Raw genomic sequence first — 23878 nt, 5'->3', positions numbered from 1 at the left:
GGGGAACTGAAAAGGTAGCTCATTAGCTAACCTTTTTCTATTCCTAGGTGTTGCACTTGCTTGTTGAATCTATGGATTTAAAAACACTTATAGATAACCACAATTGACAATTATTTCATAGCGTTCCCAGCTTTTATATCCTGCAAAATAGTCATATATCACCTTCATACTCATATGACAATCATCTCAATACAAAGAATCCATGTATACTTGTAAATACTTACTTTTATTTTAATGTGTTAAATTAATTTGGTAATAAAGAAAGGAGTCAATATGCCTCCGGAAATACAATTTAGAACATTATTAGATTAAGCTGGATAGAAAGTATGACAGATGAAACCTCATTTAAACCACTCATAAATATGGAAATCTCAGGTGATGGCTCTGCTTCAGTATCCTTCCCTTTACCTGAGCGTTTAAAACCATCAAGAACCTCAATGGAAAACAAACATAAAGCGATTGATTATTACATCCTAGCTAGATATTCGTTTTTTCATCATATGCATGATGCCTATATGGTTAATACCTTTTGGGCGATAGAACATTTAATCTTAGCAATTTTATGTTTTAGATATAAAGACAAAAATAGCTTAAAAATGCTGGGGTTTCATAGGTTAACTAAATACTGGAAAGAAGCTAAAACACTGACTGATGAAGAAAACGCTTCAAATATGGAACGTTTTGAAAATTTTATCGGCAATGTACAGGGTTTTTATAATGAGAGATACCCAACAACTAATCAAAATACAAAGTTTGCGTATACAAGCCCAAAAGCACGAGTAGTATTGGGTAACAACCCCAATGCAAAAGCTAACAATTTTGACAAGTCCTACAAACTTGATTTGGACAAGCTAGATCACTTTGTGAACTTCATGGTTCACGACATTATTTCATTTAATGATAGCGATCATACAATGCTTTATCTCATGGATTACCTAGATATGCATAACAACACTGAACTTTATTTAAAGAAAAACAAATATTCCATTATTATTCCAGAAAGAAAATACAACGGAGAACGTAAATAAACCAACAACGATAATGTAAAACATGGCTAAGAAGTGTCTAGTAAATTAGCTTCTCATATTGGAATATCCCCTGACAAGAAAGCTTAAGCTTAATTAAGATTAAGATTGAGATTGAGAATCAAATACTTCATTCAATTCTTTTGAGCTTGTATCCTCAAGTTGTTTTTGCTTCATTACACCTTTTAGCCAATAAGCTAAACCAAGAGCTCCCAGGCCCATCAACAAAGCAAAAAATGATGTAATAATTAGTGTAGAAGTCACTTAGTTCACCTTTAAGATAAATCCTTAAAACAAGGTCTATGATTAACTATAAGCTTCACTCAACTTTTTGCAGCATCTTTTTCAGCTTGCTTTTTTTCAGCAGCTTTAGTGAAAATTATACCGATTGCAAAAAGAGTAAGTGCAAAAAGTAAAGCAATTCCAGCAGTAAGATAAAGCATAATCATTCTCCTTACTCATTTACATTATTCTTAATAGCGATTATAGACCCTAAGATCATGAATATCAAAGCATAAGAAATCGCATTAAAAGGGTCTTTTTTTAAATGGCGGATATAATTAAAAACTAACTTTACAATATTAAAATACTGTAAAACACGAAGGGCATTGACGCCTCCCCTCATATTGTATTGTAGACAATTTCCCTAAGTTGGCCACTTATACTTGATTACTCCAATACATAAGGATAACTATGAAAATATACGATGAAGAAAACAATGTATATGATGCTGTTGATGCTGTTTTAGAAACTGGCGTAGCCGCTGTTGGAGGATGTACAACTCCCGCAGTTAAATATGCAAAACGTATTATTGAGTGTCTGGCCCCATACTCAGATATAGAAGCTTGTATAGGATATAAAAATGTTACTCACAATGGCTACCTATATTATGTTTTTGATGTAAATAGGTTTTCTATTGTAAGCCCAGAGCTAGAAAAAATAGTAGATCGAATTGATGAGAATAATGATCCTATATAAGTCGATTCATGTGTAATCGATAAAAACCGAACTCCTATCGTGTAGGTTGATTTTTAAAAATATTTCCGTACACTAGAAATTGAATACAGCGCAACACTGTCTTGTTGCACCATTGCTTCTACTAATGAAGCGCCCTTAAGCTGGCCACGATCTCATTTGCCAGCAAATCAACCTAGTTGATTGAGATCCTGATCCGTTTACCTTGTTTGAAAACAATGGTAACTCATACGCCCTATTTTAAATAAAAAGGGCCGATCATTTATTCAACCCACACGGGATACTCTATTCCCGTTTTGGGATTGGTGTGTCCACTTTTATATAAAAAGGAGATACACCACTGAAACAATGATTTATCTCAAATAATTCAGCTTTTTGCTGTCACTGATCATTATATCCACACGGCTGTAACGGAGTTTTTTTGCATTTTGATTCTCTGAATCGAGTTCATTAGAAAAACCTTCAGTTTTTCTCTTTGAGCGAAGATTCAGGCTATTGGATTTTGCAAAAATTTCAAGCGGCCCTGTCTCTTTCAAGCAAAGCCTCTGTAGACATAAATCGTGAGATTTTTTCTAAGGTTGCAGCGCGGGAAAGAGACAGGGCTTCTTACGCAGCCCGAAACCCTGCTCCCACAGGGTTTTTATTCACTTCATGAAAAAATAATTTTACATGAAATTAAATTTTCATTCTTTTGGGGAACCAAATAACTACCTGGGTTATCCAGGAAGGTTTTTGGGTCGCAAACCCTAGATTGCGTTTGCTTTTCAGCACCAGGCTGATTCGCACGACCGTCCGTCATCGCAAGGGGCTTCCCTATCATTTACCGCCACTCAAATCAGCGGTTTTAAATAAAGGTTTGAACATTCCGGTTGCCGCGTCCGTAACGCGTGCCTTTTACACTTAACAAGAGTAGAGGGACTGAATGTGAGTAGAAATTTTGGATTAGGAAATAGAGATATGGGTCGAGCCGGTCACATTGCTATCAAGCGGCATTATGAAAGCTTTAGCAGCATTTCGACTGTCTCAAAACGCTGGAATCAATTCGTTGATTACGTGAAAGACAGGGGCATCAGGCGTATGGAGCACATAGAAGTTGAACACATCAGAGAGTATGGCCAGACATTAGTAGACAAAGGTTACTCTCCCGCTTCTCAACAAAACTATATATCAGCTGTAAATATAGTTTTAGAAGAAGCTAGGGGTGATCGAGAAGTGAGGATCAACCCCACCGAAGTAGCCGAAAGTCGAATACTAGTCGCTTCACAGAATTTAAGCACACCAAAACATGAACATGAACACGTCATTGAGGTTCTAGATCATCGAGTAGCAACGCTCTTGGAGCTACAAAGATCATTCGGGTTGCGATTTGAAGAAAGTGCCAAACTGGATGCCAAAACGGCTTTAGAACAGGCAAAACAAAACAATACCATTACGATTGAATATGGCACAAAAGGAGGCCAAAAAAGAGAAATTACCCTCTCCCACGACTATCAAATTGAAGTCTTAGCTAACGCGGCCGAAATTCAGCAAGATGACCGATCTATGATTCCAGGAAAGCAAACCTACATAGAGTTTAAACATGAAGCATACAACGAAATTAGAAACCTTGAAATAAACTTTCATGGTGAGCGTCATGCATATGCTCAAAAAAGATATCTAGAAATCACAAATCACATTGCACCTATCGAAGACCAGGACCGTGAAGAGCGCTGGATTCCTCATCTGGCTAAACAACTAGGCATTGAAGAACGTCAAGCTCGTGAACTTGATTCCGCAGCACGTTTGCAAATTTCAAAAGAATTGGGGCATCACCGTGAGGATGTAGTCTCTGCTTATTTGGGAGGGAAAGGATGAAAAGGAAAATAGCTGCAAAACATTTTGATGAAATCGAACTCTTATCACGATGCTACAAAAGCCACGGTGGAAAAAAGAATCGACGACAACAAGTAAAAAAAGTCAGACGTGTTTTTGAATTTGCGAATAACAAATATCAAACGCCATCTGTTTACTCGATTGGTAAGAAGCAAATTATTGGTTTTTACCATGAGAACTGTCATTTAAGTGACCAGACTTTATATGCTTATTGGCTTGCTCTTAAACAGCTATACAAATGGATAAATAGATCAGGAGAACCTCCAAAACCTCGAACAAAACAATTCATGCCACACAGCGATAAAAGAGAGGAAGAACAATGATTGAACCAAACAAAACACTGACTCTTCACCAAGCTGCTGAATATTTACAGTGCAATCCTGAAACGGTTAGAAGACAGGCTCAGGCTGGAAAAATTCCTGGTGGCAAGATTGGAAGAAAATGGGTATTTATTCAACAAGACCTTGCACAATTCCTGAGAAATCAATATTCTATTCCTGAGAGTGTTGTGCAAGTTGTTGGCAACGATGAGGAATCATTATGTCAATCTACCTTAGAAACAACATCTGGTGGACTCAATTCATTACACCAGACGGAAAAAGAATACGACGCTCTACTGGGACTGAACACAAACAGGAAGCCCTAGAATACGAAGCAAAGCTAAAATCCGATTTATGGCGAGTCCACAATTTAGGGGAAAAACCTCGCCTTCTTTGGAAAGAAGCTGTTGTTCGATTCATGAGGGAAAAACAAAATAAGGATTCAACTAATGAGGTGAGTATTTTTAAATACCTCGACCCTTATTTTGGTCACTTGTATGTGGATGAGATTAGACGGATGCACGTTGATGAAATCATTCAAACACGTTTGAAGGAAGGCGTCAGCAATGCAACCATCAATCGTTTGTTACAGAAACTTAGAGCGGTATTAAACATTGCACACAAAGAGTGGGAAGTTAAATGCGACCCACCCTATATAAAACTCTTGAAGGAACCCAAAAAACGAGTGCGCTGGTTGGCAGAACCCGAAGCTCTCAGATTGATTAATGCTTTACCTTCACATATAGCAGATATGGCAACCCTTTCCTTAGAGACGGGGTTAAGAGAGTCGAATGTAACCCTGTTACGATGGGATCAGATCGACTTCTCACAACGTATTATCTATATTGAAGGAGATGACATACTCAAATCTGAGCAAGCTTTTGTTGTACCACTATCAGACACCGCAGTGGAAGTGATTAAAAGACAAGTTGGTAAGCACCCTACTCGAGTGTTTACTTTTAGAGGCAACCCTATCAGGAGAGCTAATACCAAAGCTTTTAAGAATACTTGCGCTGAATTGGGAATAGAGGATTTTCGCTGGCATGATTTGCGTCACACGTGGGCGACATGGCATATTCAACGAGGAACGCCTTTAGAAGTCCTTCAAGAACTAGGTGGCTGGTCGGATTATAAAATGGTTAAGCGTTATGCGCATTTTACCCACCAACACCTTCAACAGTATGTAAACCGCCCTACTACTGCATTTGTCACAAATTCAGCCACAGCGGTGAATTTTGGGCAATAAAAAAGCCAGACTTCATTCACTCGTAAGTGTTTGAAAAATCTGGCTTTAGAATGTGGTAGCGGGGGCTGGATTTGAACCAACGACCTTCGGGTTATGAGCCCGACGAGCTACCAAGCTGCTCCACCCCGCATCAATGTAATTATCAAAGCGCTTTGCGTTTCGATGTGGCGTATTATAGTGTGTTACACAGATAATGCAAGGGCGATTTGGGATTAATTTGAATTAGTTTGTTTTTTGGTCTTATCCAGGAACATTTTCAGGTTATATCGGTAGATAAAGCCTGGAAATGCGAAGATGGCAAACATAAACAATGTGACGGCATAGAACTCCCAGCCCTGCTCTTTGACATGACCCATTGCGTTATTTTCCAGTAGATAGGCAAATAAGCCTGTTACGAGAAAGTATAAGAACCATTCGGCAAAATTAAGCCAGATAGACTTAGTTGCAACGGGAATAAAGACAAATAGTCGGTTTGATAACAACCAAGGAATGTTTGCTAAAACAATTGCTGTGACAAGAAGCACCCAAACTGCGGCATCTAAAGACATGTAACCCACCTTTTATAAAATAAAAGCCCGTGAAAACGGGCTTTATAATGTTTAATGATTTTGTAGCCTATAAGCTATTGTAACAGAGCGTTATTAAAGAGGAAGGCATTAAACCTAAAACCAGTAACGCAATGGAAACAAAACTCACTGCCCAGTTCAGCTGATTGCTGACTGGCTCAATTTTTGTATCGTCTTCCGGTTCATCAAAATACATTACTTTCACGACTCGTAAGTAGTAGAAAGCACTGATGACGGCCATGAACACGGCAAGCACCGCTAACCATGTGAAGCCTGCTTGAACGACTTCTTCAATGACAACGACTTTAGCATAGAACCCAACAAATGGTGGAATCCCGGCCATTGAGAACATGACGAATAACATCATTAACGCTAACCATGGGTTACGTTTGTTCATGCCTTTAAAGTCAGCCACCAAGTCGAATTCATTATTGGTGCGAGCCAAGGCCACAATCATCCCAAAACCAGCCAGCGCAGTGATGGAATACACAATGGTGTAGAACATCGCTGCAGAATACCCATCAGGGTTGGCAGCAATGATCCCAAGTAAGATAAACCCGATGTGCCCAATCCCTGAATAAGCTAACAGACGCTTCAAGTTTTCTTGCACCAGCGTAATGACGGCCCCAACAATTAACGACAGAACCGAGATCATCACAATCAGGCTTTGCCAGTCTTCTACCAGGCCTGGCAATCCTTCAACCAAAATACGATATAGCATGGCGAACGCGGCAATTTTGGGTGCCGTACCGATATACAAAGTCACGGCGGTTGGTGCCCCATGATAAACGTCTGGCACCCACATATGGAACGGAACAGCCCCTAGTTTGAAAGCCAAACCAATGACAATGAACACCACACCAAAGGATAGGACGACGTTATCGACATTACCACTGGCAATGATTTGAGCCATCTCGTCAAACTGAATGCTGCCTGTTGCCCCGTAAATCATTGAGAAACCATACAGCAACATACCGGTTGCCAAAGCACCTAGGACAAAGTATTTCATCGCCGCTTCAAGCGCATGCTGGTTGTCTTTACGCATCGCGACCATGGCATAAAGTGCCAAAGACATGATTTCCAAACCTAAGTACATAGTGATTAGGTTATAAGCGGATACCATAACAAACATCCCCAGCACCCCGAAAAGACCGAGTGTGAAGTATTCGCCGCGATAGAATTTGTTTTGCAATAGGTATTCTTTAGAGAATAAGAAAATCCCCATTGAGACCACCACGATCACCAGCTTTAAGACGTCGCCGAACGCATCTCTGACAAAACTGCCATCGAATGTAAGTATTTGGCTGGTCGAGAAGCTGGTCAAAACTAAATACCCAACCACCAATAAGATTAACTGGGTCGCATAATAGGTTGCAAATTCGCTACGCTTAGACCAGATAGTGTCTGCAATGAGCAGCAAAGACGTCAACGTTAGTAAGACGATCTCTGGGATTGCAGGAATAAAACTGGGAATAACAAAGTTCATACGATTAACTCACCTATTGTTTCTTATAGTTTTGAAGTGGTCGCTTGGATCAGCAGATTAGCAACCGAAGAGTGCATGACTTCAATCAATGGTGCTGGGTAAATACCCAATAGAACCACGGCGAAAGCCAAGGTTGCCATAATGGCAAACTCTCGTTTGTTTAAATCTTTCAAGGAACCGACATTGTCATTAGCCACTGCGCCAAAGAAAACACGCTTGACCATCCATAGGGTATAAGCCGCACCGATAATCAAGGTTGAGGCCGCCACAATTCCGTACCAAACATTGGCTTTGAAGGATGCCAGAATAACCATGAATTCCCCTACGAAACCGGACGTTCCAGGCAGCCCTGCATTCGCCATAGCGAATAATACGGCAAAGAAACCAAACCACGGCATGGTATTAACAACCCCGCCATAAGCTGAAATTTCACGTGTATGCATGCGGTCATAAAGCACACCGATCATCAAGAACATGGCACCGGAAATAAAGCCGTGTGAGATCATTTGAATCATCGCCCCTTCCATCCCGATCATGGAACCTTGAATTGAACCGGTGTTTTGAACAATGTCATACACTAAGAACATCCCGATGGTGACGAAGCCCATGTGAGAAATGGACGAGTAAGCGACCAGTTTCTTCATATCTTTTTGAACCATGGCCACCAAACCGATGTAGAAGATGGCAATCAACGAAAGTGCAATCACTAACCAGTCTAATTCCATGGATGCATCTGGTGTGATCGGCAGACTGAAACGAACAAAGCCGTAGCCCCCCATTTTCAACATGATGGCCGCCAGTACAACAGACCCAGCTGTTGGTGCCTGAACGTGCGCATCCGGTAACCAGGTATGCACTGGGAACATCGGAACTTTAACCGCAAAGGCAATTAAGAATGCCAAGAAAATTAAGATTTGTGCCGTGCTGCCTAAATGCATTGCATGGAAATCAAGAATCGAGAAGCTGCCTGATTGAAAGTACATATACAGGAAAGCAACCAACATGAATACCGACCCGAAGAAGGTATACAAGAAGAACTTGATAGTGGCATACACACGATCCTGCCCACCCCATTTACCGATTACGATAAACATGGGGATCAACAAGGCCTCCCAGAACACATAGAACAAAATACCATCCAGCGCGACGAAAACACCAATCATAAGCCCTTGCATAATCATGAAGGCACCCATGTATTGTTCAACACGCTCTTTGATAACGTCCCAAGCTGAAGCAATCACCAGAATCTGGGTAAAGGTTGTCAACAATACCAAAGGCATCGACAGCCCATCTACCCCCAGGTAGTACTGGATATTAAATTGTGAAACCCAAGAAACCTGCTCGACAAACTGCATTGCAGAAGTCGAGGTGTCAAATTGTGTCCAAAGAGGGATAGAGACTAAAAAGGTAACGACAGAAACTGACAGCGCAAACCATTTTGTAAAAGTGTCTCTATCTCGCCCTAAGAATAGAATTAATAGACCACCAATGATAGGTAACCATATTAGGGTACTTAAAATAGGAAAACCGAAAAGCATGTAATTAATTCCCTTCTCTTTTTATTATTGTCATTACCACAGTACCCAAACTAGCATCGCTAGTAGGCCAAAAATCATTACAAACGCATAGTGGTATAAGAAACCGGTCTGACTCAGTCTCAATGCAGAAGCCGCGTTTGCAATCGATGTAAATCCGTTGGTTACAATTCCTGTATCAATCAATTTCACATCAATTGATTTCCAGAAATAGTTCCCTAGCTTACGAGCACCCTTTTCAAACACGATTTCATTGAAACGGTCAAAACCATACGCATTGTCTAACATGTAGAAACCACGCGGACAGGCCTGTTTGATTTTGCCAGGCAATTCAGGGCGCTTAATATACAGCAACCAGGCTAAGAAAACACCAGAGAAAGCTAAAATAACCGGTGCTGTTGTCAAAGAGTGAATCATCATATCAATCACACCGTGGTACTGGTCAGTATAGATTGTTTTCAGCACATCATTCTCTGGTAGTACGGTGATAGAGCTACCAAAATAGCTCCCTGAGAAAATGCCATCCATCATTGGCAGCCCCATGATAACTGCTGGAATGGCTAATAAAATCAAAGGTACCGTGACGACTAATGGTGATTCTGAAATCTTATGATTTTTCACATAATCAGACTCTTGACCATGGAATACCAGGAAGAACATTCTGAAACTGTAAAAGGCGGTAACAAATACACCAATCAGCAAGAGAATCTGTGCATAGCCTGCACCAAAGGTATCCGTTTGACCCACTGCCATTAGGACACTGTCTTTCGAGAAGAATCCAGAGAATCCAGGGAAACCAATCAACGCTAACGTTCCGACAAGCAATGCTATATAGGTCACTGGCATATGTTTGCGCAAACCACCCATTTGACGAATGTCTTGAATATGATGCATGGCGATAATGACAGACCCTGCTGCTAAGAACAGTAATGCTTTAAAGAAAGCATGTGTTAATACATGGAACATCCCTGCTGCATAGGCTGAAGCCCCAAGTGCCGCCACCATATACCCGAGCTGTGACAAAGTTGAGTACGCAACGACACGTTTAATATCATTCTGAACAATCCCTAACGCGCCCATCATAAAGGCTGTTGTCGCCCCGATGATTAAGATGGCACTCAAAGCGACTTCTGACATTTCATACGCAGGGGATAAACGTGCGACCATAAAGATCCCAGCGGTAACCATCGTTGCAGCATGAATTAAGGCAGAAATCGGTGTTGGACCTTCCATTGATTCTGGAAGCCAAACGTGTAATGGCATTTGTGCCGATTTACCCATTGCGCCAACAAACAACAATAGACACAAGGCCGTAATCATTGACCATTCAACACCTGGGAAGAAACTAATCGTGGTTTCTTTATGTGCTTCTAGCCCGGCAAAGAAATCGTTGTAGTCCAATGTATTAAAGTACATCACCACAACGGCGATCCCCAGGATGAAGCCGAAATCCCCTACACGATTAACCAGGAATGCTTTTAGATTTGCCTGTATCGCTGACTCACGCTTCATGTAAAAACCGATCAACAAATAAGACACTAATCCAACGGCTTCCCAACCGAAGAAAAGCTGCAGGAAGTTGTTCGCCATAACAAGCGATAACATTGAAAAGGTGAACAATGAGATATAACTAAAGAATCTTTGGTAATAAGGATTCGAGTGCTCATAATCTTCATCATGATCCATATAGCCAATGGTATAAATATGAACCATCAAAGAGACAAATGTCACCACCAACATCATCGTGGCAGAAAGCTCATCAATCATGTAGCCAATTTCAAAACGGATACCGTCAGAAACCAACCAAGTGTAAAGCGAATCGTTATAGACTGCTTGACCATTAAAGACGAAAAGCCAGAAAACATAAGCTGATAGAATGGTAGACACAGCGACACCGAAAATCGTAATGGTATGTGCACCACGTCGGCCAATTTGACGACCAAACAACCCTGCTGCAACCGCACCAAATAGCGGCGATAAAAGGATAATGGTTAATAAAAATTTTAAAATCATCGTTGTTATTACCCTTTCATTGAACCTAAATCATCGACATTGATACTCTTACGATTTCGGAAAACTAACACGATAATCGCTAACCCGATGGCAGCTTCAGCCGCTGCAACGGTTAAAATAAAGAATACAAATATCTGACCCGTCACATCATTTAAGAAATATGAGAATGCAACTAGGTTAGTGTTAACCGCTAATAACAGTAATTCGATCGACATTAGCAAAACAATCACATTCTTCCGGTTAAGGAAAATACCTGCCATACTGACCGTAAAAAGGATAGCACCGAAAATTAAATAATCTGACAACGCAATCATCAGTCTTCCTCCTTCACTGGAATATCTTTTTCCTTCACCGCATCCATTTTGACCATCTTGAAACGATCTGATGCCTGAACTTTAACCTGCTTATCAATATCTTGATATAAGACATCTTTTGGTGGTCTGCGTCTTAAGGTCAATGTGATTGCCGCGACAATCCCAACCAACAACAAAACAGCAGCCAAAATAAAGGCATAAACATGGGTGGTATATAAAGGAACAGCGATGGATTTAGTGTTGCTGTATTCTCCGCCAGCCAATTGTGGCGCCGCAAACTGTTCTGAACCAAAACGCTCTGGCCCCAGCACTAAATACATCAGGGCAAAAATAGCGACTGCTGCAAGAACACCTAATGGTAAATAGCGTGTAAAGCCTTCTTTGAGCTGAGCGAGATTAATATCCAGCATCATCACCACGAATAAGAATAGAACCATAACGGCCCCGACATACACGAGGATCAAAACCAGCCCCAAGAATTCTGCTTGTGCAGTTAACCAAACCCCTGCCGTTGCAATAAACGTCAAAACCAACCATAAGGCAGCTTTAACCGGGTTTTTAACACTTATGACCATCAGGCCTGAAAAAACTGAAATACCCGCTAACAGATAAAAAATAAATTGTTCAAAAGTCATTTAACACATTCTCTTTGATATTAACGGTAATAAATTAACGATACTTAGCATCCGCCGCACGATCCGCAGCAATTTGGCTTTCATGCTTGTCACCAAATGCCAGAAGTTGATCTTTGGTCAAAATATGCGCACCACGTTCGTGAAACTCATACTCAAACACTCGTGTCTCAACAACCGCATCTACCGGACAAGCTTCTTCACAAAAACCACAATAAATACACTTAAACATGTCAATATCATATTGTGTTGTTCTACGTGTACCATCTTCACGTTCTTCAGATTCGATGGTAATCGCATTTGCAGGACACACTGCTTCACACAACTTACAAGCAATACAACGTTCTTCACCATTCTCATAACGACGTAAGGCGTGATGACCACGGAAACGTGGAGATAAAGGTGTCTTTTCTTCAGGGTAACGAACAGTAATTTTCTTTTTAAATAAATACTTACCCGTTACAGCTAACCCCTTGAATAATTCAATCAATCCAAAGGTTTTTACTTGATGTTTAATAAATGCAATCATTTTTAACCTCTTAATTGAACCAAGGACTAACTTTAAAATATTCCATGACACCCACCACAAAGACCCAAACGATCGTGACAGGAATTAGTACTTTCCAACCTAAACGCATGATTTGATCATAGCGATAGCGCGGGAAGGTCGCACGGAACCATAAGAACAAGAACAATAAGAAAGCAACTTTAGCGAACAGCCAGACAAAACCAGGCACCCAGCTAAAGACAGACTCTAAACCAGGAACACCCTCGAAAGGTGAATACCATCCACCTAAGAACATGATGGCTGTCATAAATGAAATCAGAATCATCATGGCGTATTCCGCTAAGAAGAATACAGCAAAAGCCATCCCGGAATATTCAACATGGAAACCGGCAACAATTTCTGACTCCCCTTCTGCCACATCGAATGGCGCACGGTTTGTTTCAGCTAGGCCAGAAATGAAATAAACAAAGAACATTGGAAGCAAAGGAATCCAGTACCAATTCCAAATACCACCTTGTTGCCCTTCAACAATACCGGTTAAGTTCATCGTGTCAGCGACCATTAGTACAGTCACTAAAGCAAAGCCCATTGCAATTTCATAAGAAATTTTCTGTGCAGAAGCACGTAAGGCACCTAAGAAGGCATATTTAGAGTTGGAAGCCCAACCAGAAATAACAATTCCGTACACCCCAATCGAAGCAACCGCTAAAACATAAAGCACACCAGCATTAATATCAGCCGCAACAACACCATTAGCATCAAACGGAATAACCGCCCAAGCTGCAATCGCAGGGGCCAACGCTAAAATAGGCGCGATAATAAAGAGATATTTATTCGATTGAGCCGGAATCACCACTTCTTTCGTCATGGCTTTAATTGCATCAGCAATCGGTTGCAACCATCCGCCGGGACCCACTCGGTTTGGCCCCATTCGTACTTGCATATAACCAATCACTTTACGCTCAGCATAAGTCAACCATGCAACGGTAATCAGCACGGGTAAAATAACCGCAACCGCTTGTAAAACCAAAGTAATTAAAACAGCTAACCAATCAAATAGAAATGAGGAAAGCCAGGCTTGTAACGCATCAAACATATTTTTTATCCTCTATCCTTAAATTGTCACAACCTGGGCATCAGGGGTTGCTTGTAATGACGGAGACCGTCTTACTAAAGCATCCGCTTGATACATAGATATTAATTGTGTTCCGATTAAATCAGCATCTTCCGGCAACTCAATGGTTTCTGAAGATAAATTAACTGATGTGGTTTGATCTATCACATCTGCCATGACTTGATTAGCATGGGTATATTCAAACCCTTCTAGCTCAAGCATATTGCCAAGTACTCGAAAGATTTTCCAAGCAGGCTTGGCATCACCCTGGGGTTCTACCGCCATTTTGAACGACTGTTTTAAGCCACAGGCATTCACAAAAGTACCTGCTGTTTCAGCAAATGTTGAAATCGGTAACATAATATCGGCATAATCGCGTTGTGCAGCTGTGTCAAAGGCTGTTAGGTTGATGACACATTCTGCATCTTGCATGGCTTTCAGCGCCAAACTTCCGTCTTGAACATCTTGTTCAGGTTCAATTCCTAAGTTAATGAAAGCTTTCATATTTCCCGTCATCATCCCAGAAACATTCAAGCCATTTTTAGGAACAAAACCAGTCATATGTGCACCAACTTCATTGGCTGAAACAGGCAGAATATTCAATTGCACAGAGGTCATGTCAGCGATCAGATTCGCTAATTTGATAATTTCTGCATAATGCTTATCCATTTGAGCGATCTGTCCCACCATGATTGAAGCATTCTTAGCATCCACTAGGCTTTTTGCAACTTGCGTTTGAGCATCGGTTGCTTCAATCGATTTCAGCCAGGCCTGGTCATTTTTAGCAGTTAGATCCGCGACCGCTTTGGCAATCCCCGCTAACTCATTTACCAGATTCTCAGAAACCAATTGTTGGTTAAGCTTAAAATTAAAGTCAAAATCAATTGGGTTCACCGCGGAAACAATCGCACCATTTAAATGAGCATTACGTACACGGAGGTTTAGTAATGGAATTTCTTTTCTTAAATAAGACCCCACCAGTAAAACATTATCCAAAGACTCTATATCTTTTAACGAATGGTTAAGCTTAGGCGCTACAATTCCTGTTTTATCCAAACTGAAATCAGTTTGACGTAAACGATGGTCTAAGTTTTCAACGCCAACTGCACGAGCCAATTTTTGCAGTAGATGGAACTCTTCCAAGGTTGCGTTAGGCGATGCCAGTACACCGACTTTAGAAGCGTCTGCACTGCTATATTCTTTTAGTTTTTTCGCGGCATAAGCTAAAGCGGTTTCCCAATCAACCTGTTTCCACTGACCCTTTTCTTTGATCATAGGGTGTAATAAGCGATCATCACTATTTAACGCTTCATAAGAAAAACGATCGCGATCAGAAATCCACACTTCATTTACTGATTCATTTTCATCCGGTACAACACGCTTCACGACATTGTTCTTGGAATGTAAAATAATGTTAGACCCGATACTGTCATGTGGTGCAATCGTTTTATGAGATTTTAACTCCCAAGGACGTGCTGAATAACGGAAAGGTTTGGACGTCAAAGCACCTACCGGACAAAGATCAATCATGTTGCCTGAGAGTTCAGAGGTCACGGATTTTTCAATATAGGTTCCGATTTCCATCCACTCACTACGACCCGTTGCACCAAGCTCCATCATGCCACCGATTTCCTGACCAAAGCGAACACAACGTGTACAGTGAATACAACGCGTCATATCGGTATGAATCAGTGGACCGATGTTTTTATCACCTAGAATTCGTTTGGCTTCTGAATATTGCGAGACATCATCGCCATATTCCATCGCAACGTCTTGTAACTCACACTCACCACCTTGGTCACAAATTGGACAATCCAAAGGGTGATTAATCAGTAAAAATTCCATAACCGATTTCTGCGCAGAAACTGCCTTTTCAGATTTGGTATGAACTTTCATGCCGTCTGTTACCGGCGTTGCACAAGCAGGTAATGCTTTCGGTGCACCTTCAACCTCAACCAAACACATACGACAGTTGGCAGCGATCGAAAGTTTTTTGTGATAACAGAAACGTGGAATAGAGATTTGAGCATCATCAGCGACATCTATCAGCATGTCGCCTTCATGAGCTTCAACCATTTGTCCGTTAATCTCAATTTTTACCATAATTTAAACCTAAACTTTTATTTGGGGGCATCTTACGCACTTAACAAAAACAGTGATTACTGTTTGTCGTAAATGCTGCAACCGTGATCAATGTAATGACGGAATTCATGTTCATAATGCTCCAACGCACTGGTTAAACCAATCGTTGCTGCATCCCCTAAACCACAAATAACACGCCCCATAATTTTACCTGAGACATCTTTTAAGGCTTCAATGTCTTCAGGACGTCCTTTACCAGAACGAATTCTTTTCAAGACTCGGTATAACCAGCCTGTTCCTTCACGACAAGGCGTACATTGACCGCACGACTCATCCCAATAGAAATGACTTAGGTTTTCCATAACTTTTACAATATCTGTTTGGTCATCCATAATGATGACGGAGCCGGCGCCTAGGAACGAGCCCGATTTTGCAATCGAATCATAGTCCATATTCATTGCCAGCGCTTTTTCCGCAGGAAGAATGGCCGTTGAAGCACCACCTGGAATAACCGCTTTTAATTCACGTCCTTTCCAAATGCCGCCTGCTAGCTCTAATAAATCTTTAAACGGTGTTCCCATACGAACTTCAAAGTTACCTGGGTTATTTACGTGACCCGATACAGAGTAACATTTCGTTCCACCAGCATTCGGCACACCCAAATCACAGAACCAGTCTCCACCTTTCGCAAGAATCATTGGAATCGACGCCAGTGTTTCTGTATTGTTGATCGTGGTTGGCTTACCATATAAACCATAACTGGCTGGGAAAGGTGGTTTAAATCTTGGCTGACCTTTCTTTCCTTCAAGGGATTCAATCAATGCCGTTTCTTCACCACAAATATAAGCCCCAGCACCCAAATGGGTGAACAGATCAAAATCATAACCAGACCCAAGAATATTCTTACCTAATAAACCAGCTTTTCGAGCTTGATCAATTGCCCCTTGGAAGCGTTGGTAAGGTTCCCAAAATTCACCACGGATATAGTTATACCCAGCACAGGCACCAATGACGTAACCGGCAATCATCATACCTTCTACAAGTGCGTGCGGGTTGTAACGCAAAATATCACGGTCTTTAAAGGTTCCTGGTTCCCCTTCATCTGAGTTACAGACGATGTATTTAGGTCCAGGTGCTGCGCGGTTCATAAAGCTCCACTTCAACCCAGTCGGGAATCCAGCCCCGCCTCGTCCACGGATATTCGACGTTTTCACTTCGTCAATGATTTCTTGAGGTGACATTTCACCTGCTAATACTTTTTTCCAGACTTCGTAACCACCGTTGGCGATATAAGTTTCAATATCCCACGAGTTGTCCAGGTGGTTTAAACGGAAACAGTTTTCATTTTGATGAACCATTCGATTACTCCAACCCGTCTAAAATTTCATCAACAGATGTTTCTGTTAAATTTTCATAGTATGTTTTACCGATTTGCATCATAGGTGCGCCACCACAAGCGCCTAAGCATTCAACCTTTTTAATTGTAAAACGGCCGTCTGCAGAGGTTTCACCTGTCTTGATATTCAGCTTCTTTTCCATGTGCGCCAGAATGTCTTCATTTCCGCGTAACATACAAGAGATACTATTACACAAACAAATCTTGTGTTTCCCGACAGGTTCATGCTCATAATTACCATAGAAAGTCGCGACTTCATAAACAGCAATAGGAGGCATATCGAGATATTCTGCAATCTGATTCATCAACTCAGTGGTTAAATGACCACCGTTCGTTTCTTGAACAATACGTAACGCTGCCATAACAGCAGATTGCTGTTGATCATCTGGATAGCGAGCAACCCAACGGTCTATACGCTCTTTCACAGAACCTTGAATAATGTTTTCTACAGTTGAGCTCATCGATCAACCTCCCCAAATACGATATCTTGTGTTCCGAGAATAGCGACCACGTCAGCAATCATATGACCTTTTGCCATCTCATCTAAAGAGGCTAAATGCGCGAAACCAGGCGCTCTTACTTTTAAGCGATAAGGCTTGTTCGCACCATCTGACACCATATAAATACCAAACTCACCTTTAGGATGTTCAACAGCGGTATAGGACTCACCCTCTGGCACAGAATATCCTTCCGTAAACAGTTTAAAGTGATGAATCAGTGCTTCCATGTTTGACTTAGCATCCTCACGTGAAGGCGGCGTAATTTTATGATCATCCGAAATAACAGGGCCTGGATTTTCTTTCAGCCACTTAACGCACTGCTTAATAATTTTGTTAGATTCACGCATTTCCGCAACACGGACTAGGTAACGGTCATAACAATCCCCTGTCGCACCAACTGGAATATCAAAATCTAGTTTATCGTACACTTCATAAGGCTGTTTCTTACGTAAATCCCAAGCGATTCCAGATCCACGAAGCATTGGCCCGGTAAAGCCTAATTGCAGTGCTCTTTCAGGCGAAACAATACCAATATCTACTGTTCTTTGTTTCCAGATACGATTATCCGTCAATAATGTTTCATATTCATCGACATAACCTGGAAAACGTTCCGTAAACGCTTCAATAAAGTCCAACAAAGACCCTTCACGAGTTTCATTCAACTTATCTAATTTTTTACCTGAATGCCATTTTGATTCTTCATACTTAGGCATCGTATCCGGCAAGTCACGATAGACACCACCTGGACGATAATAGGTAGCATGCATACGTGCGCCGGAAACGGCTTCATAACAGTCCATTAGATCTTCACGCTCTCTAAAAGCGTATAAGAACACGGTCATTGCGCCGATATCTAAAGCATGCGCACCTAACCACATTAAGTGGTTCAAAACTCGAGTAATTTCATCAAACATCACTCGAATATACTGTGCACGATCAGGGACTTCGATGCCCAACATTTTTTCAATCCCCATGACATACGCATGCTCATTGGCCATCATAGAGACATAATCCAAACGATCCATATAACCAATTGACTGATTGTAGGGTTTATATTCTGCTAATTTCTCAGTACCACGGTGCAATAATCCAATATGAGGATCAGAGCGAACGATGGTTTCACCATCTAATTCCAAAACCAAACGCAACACACCATGCGCGGAAGGATGTTGTGGACCAAAGTTCAGGGTATAGTTACGAATTTCTGACATAATTATTCTCTACTTATCCTTTTGGCTCTACATCATTACGAATGACTCGAGGAACATTCACTCTGTTTTCAATCGTGACTGGTTCATAAACAACACGGCCTTTTTCTGCGTCATAACGCATTTCAACATGACCGGTCAAAGGGAAGTCTTTACGTAATGGATGCCCAACAAAACCATAATCAGTCAAAATTCGACGTAAGTCAGGGTGACCATTAAACAAAATACCGAACAAATCAAACGCTTCACGTTCAAACCAATCCGCACAGTTCCATACAGAAACAACAGAATCAACCATTGGCATTTGTGTATCTTGTGGGTAGACTTTCACCCGAACACGGCGATTATTTTCAACTGATAACAGTTGATATACCACTGCAAAACGACGAGGGATATTAGTATCAACCTCGCCCTCTTCTTCAGCAAAATCAAAAACGCCGCGACTAAAGCCAGAATTGGCCGCTTTGCGTGTTTCCCAAGTGACGTCACCAAAAGCCAGATAATCAACCCCACAAACATCAATAAGTTGATCAAAGCCCAAATTTTCTTTTAGTTTAGTAAGCGCCGATAATGACTGTTCTGGAGCCAACTCCACTGTTAATTCATCAAACTTGATCTCAGAAACAACAATCGCATCGCCCAGTGTCTCTTGAATCGTCGCTTGTAAATCTAAAACAGATTGTTTCATAAACTTTTCCCGCTCTGCTTGACGTTATCGCGCAATGGTATTTGTGCGTTTAATTTTATTTTGTAACTGAATGATGCCATACAGCAAGGCCTCCGCTGTTGGAGGGCAACCTGGCACATAGACATCAACTGGAACAATACGATCACATCCTCTTACAACAGAATATGAATAGTGATAGTAACCACCGCCATTCGCACATGACCCCATTGAAATAACCCATCTTGGTTCAGCCATCTGGTCATAGACTTTACGTAATGCCGGTGCCATTTTATTCACCAAAGTTCCAGCAACAATCATGACATCTGACTGTCTCGGACTCGGTCTAAAAATAATACCAAAACGATCCAAGTCATATCTTGAGGCACCTGCATGCATCATTTCTACTGCGCAACAGGCTAAACCAAATGTCATCGGCCATAACGACCCTGTACGTGCCCAGTTAATTAATTTATCAGCTGAAGTGGTGACCACCCCTTCTTTTAAGACGCCTTCTATTCCCATTCCAGCGCTCCTTTCTTCCACTCATAAATAAAACCGACTACCAACAATGTTAGAAAAACACCCATGGCTAGCAAGCCAAATGTACCAACTTCTTCTAATGCAACTGCCCACGGAAATAGAAATGCAATTTCCAAATCAAAAATAATGAACAGGATCGCTACCAGATAAAAGCGAACATCAAACTTCATTCTGGAGTCCTCAAATGCTTCGAACCCACACTCATAAGGGGAAAGCTTTTCAGAGTCAGGCCGCTGAGGACCTAATAAATAACCTATTAAAATAGGCCCTATTCCGAAAAGAACGCCAAGTACAACAAATACCAGGATAGGTAAATAATTTTCTAGCATAGGTTTCAAGCCTCTTCTAGTTCAGAGCCGATTGCTCTAACACTTTAGGGGTTATTAAGTAACCACCTGATCAACAGTTAGCATAACGCTATTTAATATGGTGCCGATGGCCGGAGTTGAACCGGCACAGCTTTCGCCACTACCCCCTCAAGATAGCGTGTCTACCAATTCCACCACATCGGCAAATTCTTTCTTACTACTTTAGTTTGGTACAACTGGCTCATTGGTATCAGAATCAGTCGTTTTCTGCTCTGCAGCAGGTTTTTGAACCACACTCTGATACCCTTTCGCTTGCTGAGCACCTAAGTAGGCAAGTGCTAAACTGGTTATAAAGAAAATAACGGCTACCACAGACGTCATTTTCAACATAAAATTATTAGACCCACCACTACCAAACACTGATTGTGAAGACCCACCACCGCCAAAGTTAGCACCCGCATCGGCGCCTTTACCTTGTTGCAGCAAGACTAAAACAATCAGAATAAATGCAATGACTAAATGAATAGCCAGAATAATTTGAAACATTTTATTGCTCTCCTGCAGCCTGACATATTGCGATAAAGTCATCTGCATTTAATGAAGCACCACCAATCAATCCACCATCGATATCTGGCTGACTAAATAATTCAGAAGCATTATTTGGCTTAACACTTCCACCGTATTGAATAATAACTTTTTCAGCAACTGACGCATTTAGCTTTGCCAATTGCCCGCGAATAAACGCATGAACATCTTGTGCTTGCTGAGCACTTGCGGTTTTTCCTGTACCAATCGCCCATACTGGTTCATAAGCAATCACAACACCCGAAAACTGATCAATTCCAACTTCAGCAATGACTGCATCCAACTGTTGAGAAATGACTGATTCCAATTGACCTGACTCACGTTCTTCAAGGGTTTCGCCCACACACAAAATAGGCGTCAATCCAGAATCCAGTGCCGTTTTAACTTTCTGCGCAATCTCTTGATCTGTCTCACCGTAGATAGCGCGACGCTCTGAATGGCCTAAAATAACATACTGACACCCAACATCTTTTAGCATAGCCGCTGATGTTTCACCTGTATGAGCACCCTGCACAGGCTCAATTGCCATATTCTGACCGCCCATTGCAATATTATCCGCCATTAAACAGTTTTTTGTATAATCAAGATAAATTGCAGGCGGACATACCGCTACCAACGCATTCCCAACACTGTCTGCTTTCGCATTCAAACCAGTCACAAGTGTTTTAATGGATGCTTTATCACCATGCATTTTCCAATTACCAGCAACAAATAACTGTCTCATTATGTTTAGTCTCCGACGCAAAATTCCGCCTATATTAGCGGTTTCTTTTTAAAAAAACAATCTTGACAATTTTAACAAAATTCTGTTTTAACTACTTCCACCAACCTTTTTACTTCGGTTTCGACCATTGATTCAGATTCCCCTTCAACCATCACACGAATTAAAGCTTCGGTGCCCGAGGCTCGAATCAACACTCTACCCTTGCCAGCCATACGTTCTTCGGATGCTTCCACCGCTTTTTTAAGCGCTTCATTTGTATTCAAACCTGCTTTACTGTCAACACGAACATTTTGTAAATTTTGTGGATATTTTGTCATCCCTTGTCGCAATTCAGTCAATGATTTACCCGTATTCATCATAATTGAAACCACCTGAAGCGCTGCAACGATCCCGTCACCGGTCGTTGTCTTATGCAAACACAAGACATGGCCAGACGATTCTGCACCCAAAAACCAGTCTGTTTCTCGAAGCGCTTCCATGACATATCGGTCTCCAACTGGCGTTCTGACCAACTCAATACCTTTTTCTTTCAAGGCATTTTCTAAGCCCAAATTACTCATCACGGTACCAGCAACCCCTTTTACCGGTAGGTTTGTTCCAGTTGCGAGAATATACAAAATCTCATCCCCATCAACCACTTCTCCTTGACCATCGACCATCATCACTCGATCGCCATCACCGTCAAATGCAATCCCAAAATCCGCTTTTTCTGCCACAACTCTCTTTTGCAACTGTGCCAAATCGGTTGCGCCACAATTTTGATTGATATTGATACCATCCGGATCAACGCCTATCGCAACAACTTCCGCTCCCAACTCTTTAAAGACCATGGGTGCAATATGATAAGTGGCTCCATGAGCACAATCCAAAACAATTTTTTGCCCATCTAGCTTTTTAGCACCATCATAAGTGCTTTTACAAAACTCTATATAACGACCAGCAGCGTCTTCGATACGTTTTGCACGCCCTAGATCAGAAGAGGACACAATGTTTAAGTCTTGCTCAAATGCCGCTTCAATTTCATGCTCTGTAGCGTCAGATATTTTTTGACCTTTTGCTGAAAAAAACTTTATGCCGTTATCACAATGTGGATTATGGGATGCACTGATAACAATTCCGGCATCTGCATGAAAAGTTTGGGTCAAATAAGCAATCGCAGGAGTAGGCATCGGACCAAGCAACATAACATCAACACCAGCAGCAATAAATCCAGCTTCCAGAGCAGACTCGAACATATAGCCGGAAATTCGAGTGTCTTTACCAATCATCACAACCGACTCGCCATGATCTTTGATGACTTTTCCGGTTGCCCAGCCAAGCTTTAGAATTTTATCAGGACAAATCAATCCCTTACCAACTTGATCTCGGATACCATCCGTCCCAAAATATTTTTTTTCTTTTTTCATTCTTATGACCTATCCATAAATGACTTAAAGCAAAGCCATTGCAATTTTCACTGCTTCCACTGTTTCTTTAACATCATGTACTCTTAAAATCTTGGCGCCCTTCATGCTGGCTAAAACAGCAGCAGAAACACTTCCAACCACTCTATCGTCAACTGGAGCGCCATCCAATAATTCACCAATCATGGTTTTGCGTGATACACCAACGAGCAGAGGGTATTGTAAGCTAGAAAACTCCTCTAACCTTTCAAAAAGCTCTACATTATGAGGTAGTTTTTTACCAAACCCAAACCCAGGATCAATTACGATATTTTCTGATTTAATGCCTTCGTCTAAACAATGCATACTTTGTTTAGACAAGAACTGATAAACGGCTTCAAAAACACCTTCTTCATATTCAGGTGATTGCTGCATATCTTTTGGATGGCCCTGCTTATGCATTAAACAAGCTACAACATCAGCTTCTCTTACAACCTCGATTGCACCTTTAGCCTGCAAGGCATTCACATCATTAATCATATCGACTTTTAACTGAATGGATTCCTTCATCACCTCAGGCTTATAAGTATCAATCGAAATATAGACATCCGACATTTCTTTAACAGCTTCAATTGCTGGTAGAACCCGATCTAACTCTTCTTGCAAACTTATTTCTTGCGCACCAGGCCTGGTCGATTCTCCACCAATATCAATAATATCTGCTCCGGCAATCGACATTTTTTCAATCTGCTGCTTTAAAGCATCCATCGAATTAAACTGCCCACCATCTGAAAAAGAATCTGGCGTGACATTTAAAATCCCCATCACCAGCGAGTGTCCGAGTGCAGGATCATGTAATTTATCAGCTAATGTCACTTAA

The 23878-nt window shown here is 41.3% G+C and carries 26 protein-coding genes and 2 tRNA genes; 6 read left to right on the top strand and 22 right to left on the bottom strand.

Annotation, left to right across the window (positions count from 1 at the left end):
- Positions 1-326 precede the first annotated feature (326 nt).
- On the top strand, positions 327-1028 hold the full coding sequence (locus P8629_RS09265; protein WP_278165844.1) for a hypothetical protein: 702 nt from the start codon (positions 327-329) through the stop codon (positions 1026-1028).
- A gap of 99 nt (positions 1029-1127) precedes the next feature.
- On the opposite strand, the gene P8629_RS09260 is transcribed toward P8629_RS09265, so the two are convergent.
- A complete protein-coding gene (locus P8629_RS09260; RefSeq protein ID WP_278165843.1) occupies positions 1128-1289 on the bottom strand; it encodes a hypothetical protein in 162 nt (53 codons plus the stop codon).
- Positions 1290-1718: 429 nt separating this feature from the next.
- On the opposite strand from P8629_RS09260, the gene P8629_RS09255 reads away from it, so the two are divergent.
- The 5 genes from P8629_RS09255 to P8629_RS09235 all read left to right on the top strand — a co-directional run bounded on the left by P8629_RS09255 (position 1719) and on the right by P8629_RS09235 (position 5438).
- Positions 1719-2003 (top strand): hypothetical protein, encoded by a 285-nt coding sequence (locus P8629_RS09255; protein ID WP_278165842.1) that lies wholly within the window; start codon positions 1719-1721, stop codon positions 2001-2003.
- Positions 2004-2957: 954 nt separating this feature from the next.
- On the top strand, positions 2958-3854 hold the full coding sequence (locus tag P8629_RS09250; protein WP_278165841.1) for an integrase domain-containing protein: 897 nt from the start codon (positions 2958-2960) through the stop codon (positions 3852-3854).
- A complete protein-coding gene (locus P8629_RS09245) occupies positions 3851-4195 on the top strand; it encodes a hypothetical protein (RefSeq protein WP_278165840.1) in 345 nt (114 codons plus the stop codon). Before P8629_RS09250 ends, P8629_RS09245 begins: the two co-directional genes overlap by 4 nt.
- Positions 4192-4518, top strand: coding sequence for a helix-turn-helix domain-containing protein (locus P8629_RS09240; RefSeq protein WP_278165839.1), 327 nt, complete (start codon positions 4192-4194; stop codon positions 4516-4518). Before P8629_RS09245 ends, P8629_RS09240 begins: the two co-directional genes overlap by 4 nt.
- 128 nt (positions 4519-4646) lie before the next feature.
- Positions 4647-5438, top strand: a complete 792-nt coding sequence (locus P8629_RS09235; protein ID WP_278165838.1) for a tyrosine-type recombinase/integrase — start codon at positions 4647-4649, stop codon at positions 5436-5438.
- Positions 5439-5491: 53 nt separating this feature from the next.
- On the opposite strand, the gene P8629_RS09230 is transcribed toward P8629_RS09235, so the two are convergent.
- The 21 genes from P8629_RS09230 to folP all read right to left on the bottom strand — a co-directional run bounded on the left by P8629_RS09230 (position 5492) and on the right by folP (position 23874).
- A tRNA-Met gene (locus P8629_RS09230) sits at positions 5492-5568 on the bottom strand.
- 82 nt (positions 5569-5650) lie between these two features.
- Complete coding sequence (locus P8629_RS09225) at positions 5651-5986, bottom strand: DUF2818 family protein (protein ID WP_278165837.1); 336 nt, start codon at positions 5984-5986, stop codon at positions 5651-5653.
- A 67-nt stretch (positions 5987-6053) separates the two neighbouring features.
- A complete protein-coding gene (gene nuoN, locus P8629_RS09220) occupies positions 6054-7490 on the bottom strand; it encodes an NADH-quinone oxidoreductase subunit NuoN (protein ID WP_278165836.1) in 1437 nt (478 codons plus the stop codon).
- A gap of 23 nt (positions 7491-7513) precedes the next feature.
- Positions 7514-9028: an NADH-quinone oxidoreductase subunit M gene (locus P8629_RS09215; RefSeq protein ID WP_278165835.1), complete on the bottom strand. Its 1515-nt coding sequence runs from the start codon at positions 9026-9028 to the stop codon at positions 7514-7516.
- A 33-nt stretch (positions 9029-9061) separates the two neighbouring features.
- The gene (gene nuoL, locus P8629_RS09210; protein ID WP_278165834.1) at positions 9062-11038 is read right to left on the bottom strand and encodes an NADH-quinone oxidoreductase subunit L; all 1977 of its coding nucleotides are present in this window, start codon (positions 11036-11038) and stop codon (positions 9062-9064) included.
- Between the two features lie 8 nt (positions 11039-11046).
- Positions 11047-11352 carry an NADH-quinone oxidoreductase subunit NuoK gene (gene nuoK, locus P8629_RS09205; RefSeq protein WP_278165833.1) on the bottom strand — a complete coding sequence of 102 codons (306 nt, stop codon included), beginning with the start codon at positions 11350-11352 and terminating at the stop codon, positions 11047-11049.
- Positions 11352-11987 carry an NADH-quinone oxidoreductase subunit J gene (locus P8629_RS09200; protein ID WP_278165832.1) on the bottom strand — a complete coding sequence of 212 codons (636 nt, stop codon included), beginning with the start codon at positions 11985-11987 and terminating at the stop codon, positions 11352-11354. The genes nuoK and P8629_RS09200 overlap by 1 nt, the downstream gene beginning before the upstream one ends.
- A gap of 34 nt (positions 11988-12021) precedes the next feature.
- The gene (nuoI, locus tag P8629_RS09195; RefSeq protein WP_278165831.1) at positions 12022-12513 is read right to left on the bottom strand and encodes an NADH-quinone oxidoreductase subunit NuoI; all 492 of its coding nucleotides are present in this window, start codon (positions 12511-12513) and stop codon (positions 12022-12024) included.
- Positions 12514-12523: 10 nt separating this feature from the next.
- On the bottom strand, positions 12524-13588 hold the full coding sequence (gene nuoH, locus P8629_RS09190) for an NADH-quinone oxidoreductase subunit NuoH (RefSeq protein WP_278165830.1): 1065 nt from the start codon (positions 13586-13588) through the stop codon (positions 12524-12526).
- Positions 13589-13606: 18 nt separating this feature from the next.
- Positions 13607-15709, bottom strand: a complete 2103-nt coding sequence (gene nuoG, locus P8629_RS09185) for an NADH-quinone oxidoreductase subunit NuoG (protein WP_278165829.1) — start codon at positions 15707-15709, stop codon at positions 13607-13609.
- 56 nt (positions 15710-15765) lie between these two features.
- Positions 15766-17046: an NADH-quinone oxidoreductase subunit NuoF gene (gene nuoF / locus P8629_RS09180; RefSeq protein WP_278165828.1), complete on the bottom strand. Its 1281-nt coding sequence runs from the start codon at positions 17044-17046 to the stop codon at positions 15766-15768.
- Positions 17047-17050: 4 nt separating this feature from the next.
- A complete protein-coding gene (gene nuoE, locus P8629_RS09175) occupies positions 17051-17545 on the bottom strand; it encodes an NADH-quinone oxidoreductase subunit NuoE (protein WP_278165827.1) in 495 nt (164 codons plus the stop codon).
- Positions 17542-18795, bottom strand: a complete 1254-nt coding sequence (locus P8629_RS09170; protein ID WP_278165826.1) for an NADH-quinone oxidoreductase subunit D — start codon at positions 18793-18795, stop codon at positions 17542-17544. The genes nuoE and P8629_RS09170 overlap by 4 nt, the downstream gene beginning before the upstream one ends.
- 13 nt (positions 18796-18808) lie before the next feature.
- Complete coding sequence (locus P8629_RS09165) at positions 18809-19480, bottom strand: NADH-quinone oxidoreductase subunit C (RefSeq protein WP_278165825.1); 672 nt, start codon at positions 19478-19480, stop codon at positions 18809-18811.
- A 24-nt stretch (positions 19481-19504) separates the two neighbouring features.
- Positions 19505-19981 carry a NuoB/complex I 20 kDa subunit family protein gene (locus tag P8629_RS09160; RefSeq protein ID WP_011370241.1) on the bottom strand — a complete coding sequence of 159 codons (477 nt, stop codon included), beginning with the start codon at positions 19979-19981 and terminating at the stop codon, positions 19505-19507.
- A complete protein-coding gene (locus P8629_RS09155) occupies positions 19972-20328 on the bottom strand; it encodes an NADH-quinone oxidoreductase subunit A (RefSeq protein WP_278165824.1) in 357 nt (118 codons plus the stop codon). The genes P8629_RS09160 and P8629_RS09155 overlap by 10 nt, the downstream gene beginning before the upstream one ends.
- 98 nt (positions 20329-20426) lie before the next feature.
- A tRNA-Leu gene (locus tag P8629_RS09150) sits at positions 20427-20511 on the bottom strand.
- A gap of 18 nt (positions 20512-20529) precedes the next feature.
- A complete protein-coding gene (gene secG, locus P8629_RS09145) occupies positions 20530-20853 on the bottom strand; it encodes a preprotein translocase subunit SecG (RefSeq protein WP_278165823.1) in 324 nt (107 codons plus the stop codon).
- Between the two features lies 1 nt (position 20854).
- Positions 20855-21616 (bottom strand): triose-phosphate isomerase, encoded by a 762-nt coding sequence (tpiA, locus tag P8629_RS09140; RefSeq protein WP_278165822.1) that lies wholly within the window; start codon positions 21614-21616, stop codon positions 20855-20857.
- 71 nt (positions 21617-21687) lie between these two features.
- On the bottom strand, positions 21688-23022 hold the full coding sequence (gene glmM, locus P8629_RS09135) for a phosphoglucosamine mutase (RefSeq protein ID WP_278165821.1): 1335 nt from the start codon (positions 23020-23022) through the stop codon (positions 21688-21690).
- Positions 23023-23046: 24 nt separating this feature from the next.
- Positions 23047-23874 (bottom strand): dihydropteroate synthase, encoded by an 828-nt coding sequence (folP, locus tag P8629_RS09130; protein ID WP_278165820.1) that lies wholly within the window; start codon positions 23872-23874, stop codon positions 23047-23049.
- Positions 23875-23878 lie beyond the last annotated feature (4 nt).

The sequence above is a fragment of the Hydrogenovibrio sp. 3SP14C1 genome (assembly GCF_029625905.1).
In the GTDB taxonomy this organism is placed as follows: domain Bacteria; phylum Pseudomonadota; class Gammaproteobacteria; order Thiomicrospirales; family Thiomicrospiraceae; genus Hydrogenovibrio.
Note: the sequence above shows the minus strand (reverse complement) of the source record. Positions and strands in the feature narration are given on the sequence as shown.